Annotated in this window: 8 protein-coding genes; 5 read left to right on the forward strand and 3 right to left on the reverse strand. The window is 58.8% G+C overall.

The genetic code is table 11. The annotated features are described in order from the left end of the window. Positions 1-189: 189 nt before the first annotated feature. The gene (locus tag LC354_RS24580) at positions 190-2,376 is read left to right on the forward strand and encodes a response regulator (RefSeq protein ID WP_223428612.1); all 2,187 of its coding nucleotides are present in this window, start codon (positions 190-192) and stop codon (positions 2,374-2,376) included. A 3-nt stretch (positions 2,377-2,379) separates the two neighbouring features. Here the strand turns inward: LC354_RS24580 and yaaA are convergent, their stop codons facing one another. The 3 genes from yaaA to LC354_RS24595 form a co-directional block, all read right to left on the reverse strand. Further along, complete coding sequence (gene yaaA, locus LC354_RS24585) at positions 2,380-3,153, reverse strand: peroxide stress protein YaaA (RefSeq protein ID WP_223428613.1); 774 nt, start codon at positions 3,151-3,153, stop codon at positions 2,380-2,382. Positions 3,154-3,183: 30 nt separating this feature from the next. Beyond that, entirely contained in the window at positions 3,184-5,235 is a 2,052-nt protein-coding gene (gene recQ, locus LC354_RS24590; RefSeq protein WP_223428614.1) for a DNA helicase RecQ, read from the reverse strand. 80 nt (positions 5,236-5,315) lie between these two features. Beyond that, a complete protein-coding gene (locus LC354_RS24595) occupies positions 5,316-5,603 on the reverse strand; it encodes a YggT family protein (protein WP_223428615.1) in 288 nt (95 codons plus the stop codon). Between the two features lie 124 nt (positions 5,604-5,727). Between LC354_RS24595 and LC354_RS24600 the strand changes: the two genes are divergently transcribed. From LC354_RS24600 to LC354_RS24615, 4 genes are all read left to right on the forward strand, one after another. Then, a complete protein-coding gene (locus LC354_RS24600; RefSeq protein WP_223428616.1) occupies positions 5,728-6,294 on the forward strand; it encodes an acyl-CoA thioesterase in 567 nt (188 codons plus the stop codon). Between the two features lie 66 nt (positions 6,295-6,360). Continuing rightward, entirely contained in the window at positions 6,361-7,770 is a 1,410-nt protein-coding gene (locus LC354_RS24605; protein WP_223428617.1) for an MFS transporter, read from the forward strand. Continuing rightward, entirely contained in the window at positions 7,728-8,609 is an 882-nt protein-coding gene (gene mepA / locus LC354_RS24610; protein ID WP_223428618.1) for a penicillin-insensitive murein endopeptidase, read from the forward strand. Before LC354_RS24605 ends, mepA begins: the two co-directional genes overlap by 43 nt. Next, positions 8,582-8,989 carry an esterase-like activity of phytase family protein gene (locus LC354_RS24615; protein ID WP_223428619.1) on the forward strand — a complete coding sequence of 136 codons (408 nt, stop codon included), beginning with the start codon at positions 8,582-8,584 and terminating at the stop codon, positions 8,987-8,989. Before mepA ends, LC354_RS24615 begins: the two co-directional genes overlap by 28 nt. The last annotated feature ends 28 nt before the right edge of the window (positions 8,990-9,017 follow it).

Raw genomic sequence — 9,017 nt, forward strand, 5'->3', positions numbered from 1 at the left:
CCTCTGCCGGGGCACGCCTCGGCAGGGGCTCTCAGCGCAATCTCCAACTAAATTTCCAGACGTCAGGTTACAGTACCAACTTGGCACGCAGGCAAGCCATCGCGCAACGCATAAGAAATGCTGCCATTAAGTCGATGTTCACCATGCGCATGACATATCGAAACGAATGAAATGTCGCGGAGCAGGTGAATGAGCCTTGCAAACAAGCTGGCCGAGGAACGGCGCGGACGATTGGCAGCTGAACGGCTGTTGGAGCTGAAAGAGGCCGAATTGTCTGCGGCCAATCGCAAACTCGGCAAACATGCCTTGGCCCTGCAAGGCGAAATCGTCGAAACCCGCGCCGAAGTGGCCAATTTCAAAACTGAAAATGAACGGGTCAAAACAGAGCTTGGGCACGCCAACCAAAAGGTCGAGATTGCCGAACGTCGGTTGTGGCATTCGGTTCAGACGATCACGGACGGGTTTGCCTTTTTCGATTCCGACAGCCGGATGATCGCGGCAAACTCCAGCTATCTGGCGGTTTTCGATGAGCTCGAAGTGATCGCGCCCGGCGTGCACTACATCACCATACTGCAAGTCCTGACCGATGAAGGGATTGTGAACACCGGGTCGCTGGCCGCGAATGACTGGCGCCAGATGATGGCGGACCGCTGGCTCGAAGCCGCGCCTGAACCCATCACAATCCGGCTGTGGAACGACCAGTATATCAAGCTGGTGGACCGGCGAGGTGCCGGGGGCGACATCGTATCGCTTGGCCTGAACATCACCGAATCGGTACGCTATGAAAAAGAATTGAAGCTCGCCCGCGCCGAGGCCGAAGCCGCCAGCCGCGCCAAATCAACCTTTCTGGCCAATATGAGCCACGAGATCAGAACGCCGATGAACGGTGTTGTCGGCATGGCTGAATTGCTGGGCGATACTGGGCTGAGCGAGGAACAAACGCTCTATGTCGATACGATCAAGAATTCCGGCGAAGCGCTGCTGGTGATCATCAACGATGTGCTCGACTATTCCAAGATTGAAGCACAAAAGCTGCAACTCCACCCCGAACCCTTTGACCTTGAACGCAGCATTCACGAAGTGATCATGTTGCTTCAACCGGCGGCGCGCGAAAAGGATCTGACAATCCTGCTTGATTACGATCTGTTCTTGCCCACGTCCTATGTCGGCGATCCCGGACGCGTCAGGCAGGTCATGACCAACCTGATGGGCAATGCGGTCAAATTCACATCCGAAGGGCACGTTCTGGTGCGCGTCACCGGCGTTTCCGACCCCGCGAATGGCAAGGCAGACGTCACGATCGCCATCGAAGACACCGGGATCGGCATCCCCGAAGACAAGATCGACCACATTTTTGGCGAGTTCAATCAGGTCGAAAACGAACGCAACCGACAGTTTGACGGCACAGGGCTTGGCCTTGCGATCTCGCAACGGCTCGTAAACCTGATGGGTGGCGAGGTGTGGGTGACCAGCGAAGAAGGCATTGGATCGTGCTTTTGCTTCCGCATCCCGCTTGAGATGACCGATCAGGAATTGCCGGAACATCCGCCTGTGCCCGCAGGGTTGCGCCGGGTTCTCGTCGTCGATGACATCCTTGCAAACCGTATGATCCTGCAACGCCAGCTTGAACAGCTGGGCCTCGGCGTCATCTGTTGCGCCAGCGGGTCAGAAGCGCTGGAGCATCTCAGCGATGTGGATTTGATCCTCACGGATCATAACATGCCGGAAATGGACGGCCTCGAATTGGCAGAGGCGGTTCGCAAGGCGGGGGTCGAAACACCGATCCTGTTGCTCAGTTCGAACCCCTCTATCGCCGCAAAAGACCCCGGCGCGCAGTACCTGCATGCCATCGTGCAAAAACCGGTGCCACGCGCGGATCTCTTTGCACAGTTGCAAAGTGTCGGGCCACTCATTCCGCCAATCGCCGCGTCGCCGCAGCCGGAGCCGGCACCCTTGCGCAAAATGCGGGTGCTTGCGGCAGAGGACAACAAGACCAATCAGCTTGTCTTTACCAAGATGGTAAAGGATGCCGACATCGATCTGAAATTTGCAAACAATGGTATAGAAGCTGTCGAGCAATTCACAGCCTTTGTCCCTGACATGATCTTCATGGACATTTCGATGCCGAAAATGGACGGCAAGGAAGCCACCAGACACATCCGCACCCTCGAAAAAGAGACGGGCGGTCATGTTCCCATCGTCGCCCTGACAGCACATGCCTTGGACGGGGATGACAAGGGCATTCTTGCCGCGGGGATAGACCACTATCTGACCAAACCGCTGCGCAAACCGCAAATTCACGGCAAGATCGCAGAGAATTGCCCGGACGGCGTGGCGTTTCCTTTCCCGCAAGCGGATCTGGACGAGGCGGGTTGAGCGTCAGGTCACCGGATAGGGGCGCACAAAGACAAGCCGGTTCTCGTCGGATTGCGCTGGCTGGAACACATAGCCTCCCGCATCAAACGCGCGAAGGCCATCCATATCCGCCACCCGGTTCCGGATCATGTGACGGGCCATCGCACCGCGGGCCCGTTTGGCAAAAAAGCTGACGATTTTGGGCCCCTGCCCCTTATCTTCCATAAAGACCGGCGTCACCACGCGCGGCTTCAATGCTTTTTCGGCCACGGCTCCGAAATATTCCTGGCTGGCACAATTCACCACGATGTCACTGTCCGTCGCTGCGGCCTGCGCGTTCAAAGCCTTGGACAGGTCGTCACGCCAGTAGTCATAAAGCGACGCGCCGCGCCGGGTTTTCAAACGGCTGCCCATCTCAAGCCGATAGGGCTGGATCGCGTCCAGAGGCCGCAGCAATCCGTAAAGCCCGGACAGAATGCGAAGGTGATCCTGCGCGTATTCCACGTCAGCCTCGGACAGGGTGCCTGCCTCCAGACCCTGATAGGTGTCACCGGCAAAGGCCAGCATGGCCGGGCGCGTGATCTCGGTTTCCGGAGCCTCTGCAAAAGCCTTGAACCGGTCCCGGTTCAGACGCGCCAGATCATCGCTAAGCCCCATCAGCGACTTGAGGTTGCCCAGTGTCAGATTGCGCGCGGTCTTGACCAGCCGCACCGCGTCCTCCTGCATCGCAGGTTCGGTCGTTTTCACCGTCCGCTCTGTCCAGTCCAGCCGTTTGGCCGGGGAAATCACTACCAGCATCTTACCACCCTCTTCCGCGTTGAGGCTGATCTAGCCCGCCTCACGCAGGACGTCCAGAAAAGCGGGGCCAAAACGTTCGGCTTTGCGATCTCCGAGCAAGCGCTCCAGCGCGGAGCTATCGCCCGGACGCATTTGCGCCACCTTGGCAAGTTGCGATGCGGAGCAACTGAGCGGCTTGTCCGTTCCATCCGACCCACGGGCCAGATCCGCCTGCACTTCGAGCAACCTATCATAGACCGAACCGGCGGTACGCCCGGCCAGTTTGCGCCGGGTGGGATGCAGGGCCGCCGCCTCGCCATTGATCACTTCGAGAAATGCATCGCCAAAACTTTGCAGTTTTTTGGCCCCGACTCCGCTGACCTGCGCCATCTGATCCAGATCCATGGGACGCCGCTCCGTCATCTCGATCAAGGTGCGGTCCGGGAAGATGACGTAGGCTGGTACTTTTGCAGCTTCCGCCAGCGCGCGGCGCTTGGCCTTGAGCGCCGAAAGCAGTGGCGCGTCCTCTTCCGACACCATGGACTTGACGGCCGGGCGGCGCACAGCGCCCTTGATCGTGTCGCGGCGCAGTTTGATCGTGGCCTGATCGCGCAGGATCGGCAAAGCGGCATCGGTCATACGCAACGCGCCATGCCGTTCGGCATCGGGCCGCACCAGGTCATGCCCCATCATCTGTCGGAACACGGCCTGCCATTGCGGGCGCGTATATTCTTTCCCCACGCCAAAGGTCGGCAGGCTTGTGTGACCGCGTTGGCGGATCTTGTCCGTCTCGTTGCCCAACAGGATATCGATCAGGTGACCCGCGCCAAACCATTCTTCGGTGCGCAACATTGCCGACAACGCCTTGCGCACCGCCGTGGTCCCGTCAAACACATCTGCCGGGGTCTGGCACAGGTCGCAATGGCCGCACGTCACTTCGCTTTCGCCGAAATAGCCAAGCAATGTCTTGCGACGGCATTCCAACGCCTCCGCCAGGCCCAAAAGTGCATTCAGGCGCGCGTGATCCGCCATGCGCCGTTCAGGTGGGGCCAACCCTTCGTCAATCTGACTGCGGCGCAGCTTGATGTCTTCGGGGCCGAAGAGCGTGAGTGTTTCGGCCGCGGCACCGTCGCGCCCGGCGCGGCCGATTTCCTGATAATAGGCCTCGATGGACTTGGGCAGATCCGCGTGGGCGACCCACCGGATATCAGGCTTGTCGATCCCCATGCCAAAGGCGACCGTGGCAACCACGATCAGGCCATCTTCTTGTTGAAATCTGCGCTCTGCGATGCGGCGGTCCTCCGCATCCATCCCGCCATGATAATGGATCGCCAGATGCCCCGCCTCGCGCAGCCCTTGCGCAAGCGTTTCCGTTTTGGCGCGCGTTCCGCAATACACGATGCCAGACTGACCCTTGCGCGCACTCGCGAAGTTCAGGATCTGCGCACGCGGGCCGTTCTTGGCCGCAAAGGCAAGATGGATATTGGGCCGATCAAAGCCGCGCAGGAAGGCGCGCGGGGGCACGCCGTCAAACAGCTTTTCGACGATTTCGACCTGTGTTTCGGCATCTGCTGTCGCGGTAAATGCGGCCAATGGAACGTCGAGGGCACGCCGCAATTCACCGATCCGCAAGTAATCCGGCCGAAAATCGTGGCCCCATTGGCTGACGCAATGCGCCTCGTCCACAGCGATCATATTGACGCCAATCCGGCGCAGCATCCCCATCGAAGAACCTGCGGCGAGGCGCTCGGGAGCGATATAGAGCAGTTTGAGCGCGCCACGCTCAAGCGCTTCCCAAACGGCATCCGTCTCTTCTGGCGTGTTGCCAGAGGTCAGCGCCCCCGCCGAAACGCCCGCCGCCTGCAAGGCTCGCACCTGATCCCGCATCAACGCAATCAGCGGAGAAATCACAACGGTGACCCCCTCGCGCATCAGCGCCGGCAGTTGGAAGCAAAGCGATTTGCCGCCGCCGGTCGGCATGATGGCGAGCGTATTTTCACCTGCGGTCACCGCCTCGACGATCTGTTCCTGACCCGGGCGAAAGCCGTCGAATCCAAAGACGTCTCGCAGCAGCGTGGCAGCGCATGCTTTGTCCGAAGCCATGTTCGAAAACCCTGTTACGTATTATGTGTCTGCTCGTTCCCTACAGAGTCACATTTTAACGGGGCCTGAACAAGACCTGATCAAGCGAAACCGAAGATCACGGGCAGAATATAGGCGCGGAGCGAGATCACGATCAGCAAGCCCACCAAGGGCGCTAAATCCAGCGGGCCGGTATCCGGCAATATCCGGCGAATGGGCGCATAAATCGGTTCGACCAACCGATTCAGGCCAACCCAGATTTGCGATATGATCGGCTGGTGAAGGTTCAGGACCTGAAAGTTGATCAACCAACTCATGATAATGTGCACGATCATCACGAAATAGACGACACTCAGGATCAAATCCAAAGGTCCATAGATAGCGAGCATGGGCGCGTTCCTTTACTTGTCCGCCAACAGGTAGGCTGTGCACGTCGTTGGCGCAAGGTCACTTGAGGCAGGACCTTGACCTTATGCCGCGTTGCAGCATTTAAAGGGGTGCAGGAGTGTTACCATGTTTCCCTTTATTCGCCTCATCAAAGATCTTTTTCTTGCCAGCCGCCAGCCGAGGATCGGACTGACGGACGAACACGTGTCACACCACATCATCTGGCCATGGGATCTGGATGCATTCCTTGAGCTTAACAATGGGCGCACCCTGACGATCTATGATCTCGGGCGCTTGGGTGCCGGTGTCCGGTCCGGGCTCGTCAAAACGCTGAAAGGACAGAAATGGGGGCTGACGATGGCAGGGTCTTCGGTCCGCTACCGCCGTCGTCTGCGCGCATTTGCACGGGTCCAGATGCGCTCGCGCGGGGTCTGCTGGGACGACAAGTTCATGTATATTGAGCAGTCCATGTGGAATGCGCACGGCGAATGCGCCAACCATGTTCTGTACCGCGCGGCGGCCACCGACCAAAACGGGATCGTGGCGCCGGGCCGTATCCTGAGAGCCATGGGCGAGGATGTAAAATCGCCACCGATGCCCGGATGGGTCGAAGCCTGGGTCAAGGCAGAGGCGCAGCGCCCCTGGCCCCCGATGCAGGACGAAACCCCGTTACCGATGCGCAAGGTGTCCTGAACCTTTCCTTGCCAGAACCCGCCATGACTGCTTTGGTCCGACCAACAATAAAGTCAGGGACCGTGCATGTCGGAAATCAGTCACAACCAGCGCATTCGCGGCTGGTTCTTTTTCGACTGGGCAAGTCAGCCCTATCATACGGTCTTGCTGACGTTTATTTTCGGCCCGTTCTTTGTGTCTCTGGCCAGTCAAAATTTTCTGGATCTGGGCCAGGAAACGGAATTGGCCAAGGCAAACGCCCAGGCGATGTGGTCTTTTTGCCTGACGATAACCGGCCTGATCATCGGATTTGGGGCACCTTTGTTGGGGGCGCTCGCGGACACCACCGGAAAGCGTATTCCCTGGATCATCGGATTTTCCGCCATGCTGGTCGTCGGGGCGGCCAGCCTTTGGCTGACCCTGCCAGATGGCAGCAACCTGATATGGATGCTCGTCGCGTTCAGCTTCGGCTTCATCGGCGCGGAATTTGCCCTGATCTTCATCAACGCACAATTGCCGTCGCTGGGCACCAGCGAAGAGATCGGAAAACTATCCGGCTCGGCCTTCAGCTTCGGCTATGCGGGCGGCGTGCTGTCCCTGTTCCTGCTTTTGCTCCTCTTTGTTGAGCAGCCCAATGGCAAGACCTTGATCGGTATCGAACCGCTTTTCGGTCTGCTGAATGCGGACACGCGCGAAGGCACCCGGATCACCGGGCCGTTTGTCGCGATATGGTACGCGCTCTTCATGATCCCCTATTTCATGTGGGTGCGCGACGCCCCAAGCACCAAGGCGCGGATTTCAGCCGGGTCTGCCCTCAATAACCTTTGGCAGACAGTGAAAGCATTGCCGATGCGTCGCAGCCTGGCCACTTATCTGGGGTCTTCGATGCTGTATCGCGATGCGCTGAACGGCCTCTACAGTTTTGGCGGCACCTTTGCCCTCCTGGTTCTGGATTTCAGCGTCGTTCAGGTTGGCGTTTTTGGGATCATTGCGGCCATTGCCGCGTCTTTGTTCAGCTTTATCGGCGGGCGTGCAGACAAACGGTTTGGCCCAAAGCCAATTGTCATCGCTTCGATCTGGGTGTTGATGGGTGTCTGTTTCATGTTGGTGAACCTGTCCCGTGACAGCATGTTTGGCGTCGCGCTTGCAGAAGGTTCGATGGTGCCCGATATCACATTCTACATTTGCGGCGTTCTGATCGGCGGGATGGGCGGTGTGTTGCAATCCGCCAGCCGGACATTGATGGTGCGCCATTGCAACCCCGCAGCACCGACCGAGAGCTTCGGACTTTATGGCCTGACGGGCCGCGCAACTGCATTTGTTGCACCGTTTTTGATCGGTGTGGCGACGACAGTGACCGGCAGCACGCAATTAGGCGTTTCTCCGCTGTTAGGCCTCTTTCTTTTGGGCCTGATCATGCTACGCTGGGTCCATCCCCAAGGAGACCAAACGTCATGGTCAAAATCGGAAAGTGCCTCGCTCTCGCCTTTGCTTTGATCCTCGGTCTTGGCAGCGATGCCGACGCCCAGCAATTGGCCAAACAGCAATTCGGGGCAAAATCCAACGCTTCGGCCCACAGGCCAGCACCTTTTGGCAGCTATGCCAAAGGCTGCATCGCAGGCGCGGAGCAACTGCCCGAGACGGGCCCCACTTGGCAGGCCATGCGCTTGTCGCGCAACCGCAACTGGGGACATCCCGAAGCGATCGATTTCGTCAAGGATCTGTCCGCCTTCGCCGCCAAACAGCCCGGCTGGAAAGGCTTGTATATCGGCGACATCAGCCAGCCCCGTGGCGGGCCGATGCTCTCGGGTCACCGCAGCCACCAGATGGGCCTTGATATAGATATCTGGATGCTGCCTCCGTCACAGCTAAACCTGAGCCGGAACCAGCGGGAGAACATCTCTTCCATTTCGTTGCGCCGCGCCCAAGGCGCATACGTGAACAACAACTGGAGCAAGGCACATCATAACATCATCAAAGAAGCGGCCAAGGACAAACGCACCGCCCGCATCTTTGTGTTTCCGGGCGCGAAGGTGAAGATGTGCAACGACGAAAAGGGCAATCGCCGGTGGTTGCGTAAAGTGCGGCCTTGGTGGGGGCACCACTATCATTTCCATGTCCGTTTGAACTGCCCGCGCGGGGCCCGCGGCTGCGTGGAGCAGGATCCGCCGCCCCGCGGCGATGGCTGCGCCGATGCGCAACAATGGGTCAACAACATCCTCAACCCTCCGCCGCCACAACCGCGGGATCCGAATGCACCCGCGGCCAAACCGCGCCGTGAATTGCGCGTCGCTGATCTTCCTCAACAATGCGCTGGCGTCTTAGCTTCGCGCTGATCTGGCTCGCCTCCGCGTCGCTGGCCGACCCGCTCACCTATCTGCGAAGCATATCGCTGGAGGGGCTTGGTGGTGTGTCTGCGATCGAGGTCGAGCCGGGTGGAACGCCTGCATTCGTCTTGTCGGATCGGGGGACCGGGCACAGGTTTGATATCCTGCGCTCAGGCGAAACCGGCCGCATCGCAAACCTGAAAGACATCACCTTGCCGTATCCAAATCGTGACACGGAAGGCCTGGCCAAAAGCGAAGCAGGCACATTCTACAGTTACGAGAACCCGGGCCGCGTCAGCCGGGAAACCGGAGAGCCATTGCCCAGCCATCCTGATTTTGCGTATTCCTCCGGTGAGGGCCGTCTTTTTGATTGTTGGGGATTTTTGTAGCGTTTGCATTTATGAGCAGCAGCAAATC

It is taken from the genome of Tateyamaria pelophila, from assembly GCF_019966495.1.
Classification (GTDB): Bacteria; Pseudomonadota; Alphaproteobacteria; order Rhodobacterales; family Rhodobacteraceae; genus Tateyamaria; species Tateyamaria pelophila.

Excerpts from the sequence above, each read along its gene's own strand:
- LC354_RS24580 (WP_223428612.1), top strand. The coding sequence starts at position 190 with ATGAGCCTTGCAAACAAGCTGGCCGAGGAACGGCGCGGACGATTGGCA.
- yaaA (WP_223428613.1), bottom strand. The coding sequence starts at position 3,153 with ATGCTGGTAGTGATTTCCCCGGCCAAACGGCTGGACTGGACAGAGCGG.
- recQ (WP_223428614.1), bottom strand. The coding sequence starts at position 5,235 with ATGGCTTCGGACAAAGCATGCGCTGCCACGCTGCTGCGAGACGTCTTT.
- LC354_RS24595 (WP_223428615.1), bottom strand. The coding sequence starts at position 5,603 with ATGCTCGCTATCTATGGACCTTTGGATTTGATCCTGAGTGTCGTCTAT.
- LC354_RS24600 (WP_223428616.1), top strand. The coding sequence starts at position 5,728 with ATGTTTCCCTTTATTCGCCTCATCAAAGATCTTTTTCTTGCCAGCCGC.
- LC354_RS24605 (WP_223428617.1), top strand. The coding sequence starts at position 6,361 with ATGTCGGAAATCAGTCACAACCAGCGCATTCGCGGCTGGTTCTTTTTC.
- mepA (WP_223428618.1), top strand. The coding sequence starts at position 7,728 with ATGGTCAAAATCGGAAAGTGCCTCGCTCTCGCCTTTGCTTTGATCCTC.
- LC354_RS24615 (WP_223428619.1), top strand. The coding sequence starts at position 8,582 with ATGCGCTGGCGTCTTAGCTTCGCGCTGATCTGGCTCGCCTCCGCGTCG.